We start from the raw sequence: 521 nt of genomic DNA on the forward strand, positions 1-521 counted from the left end.
GGTAGAGCACCTGACTGTTAATCAGGTTGTCGACGGTTCGAGCCCGCCTGCCGGAGCTTTAGATGGAGAGTTGTCCGAGTGGCTGAAGGAGCAGCATTGGAAATGCTGTAAACGGGTACTAACCTGTTTCGAGGGTTCGAATCCCTCACTCTCCGTTTTCATAAGTATGACCCGTTGGTCAAGTGGTTTAAGACACCGCCCTTTCACGGCGGTAACATGGGTTCGAATCCCGTACGGGTCATTTTGGAGGATTAGCTCAGTTGGGAGAGCGTCTGCCTTACAAGCAGAGGGTCACAGGTTCGAGCCCTGTATCCTCCATCGTAACATAACATTATTATGGTCTGTTGGTCTAGTTGGTTAGGACGCCTCCCTGTCACGGAGGAGATCACGAGTTCGAGTCTCGTACAGACCGTTGTTATGTTATTAACAATTTAATACACAACAAACATATTACATGAATGGTATATGGCTCGGTAGCTCAGTCGGTAGAGCAATGGATTGAAGCTCCATGTGTCGGCGGT

General features: G+C 49.1%; 4 tRNA genes. All 4 read left to right on the forward strand.

Features of this window, described 5'->3' with window-relative positions:
- Positions 1-64: 64 nt before the first annotated feature.
- The 4 genes from FC99_RS08445 to FC99_RS08460 all read left to right on the forward strand — a co-directional run bounded on the left by FC99_RS08445 (position 65) and on the right by FC99_RS08460 (position 412).
- Positions 65-155 (forward strand) — tRNA-Ser (locus FC99_RS08445).
- Positions 156-168: 13 nt separating this feature from the next.
- Positions 169-241: transfer RNA gene (locus FC99_RS08450), tRNA-Glu, on the forward strand.
- A gap of 4 nt (positions 242-245) precedes the next feature.
- Positions 246-318, forward strand: a tRNA-Val gene (locus FC99_RS08455).
- Between the two features lie 20 nt (positions 319-338).
- Positions 339-412: transfer RNA gene (locus tag FC99_RS08460), tRNA-Asp, on the forward strand.
- Positions 413-521 lie beyond the last annotated feature (109 nt).

Source organism: Levilactobacillus koreensis JCM 16448, from assembly GCF_001435525.1.
In the GTDB taxonomy this organism is placed as follows: Bacteria; Bacillota; Bacilli; order Lactobacillales; family Lactobacillaceae; genus Levilactobacillus; species Levilactobacillus koreensis.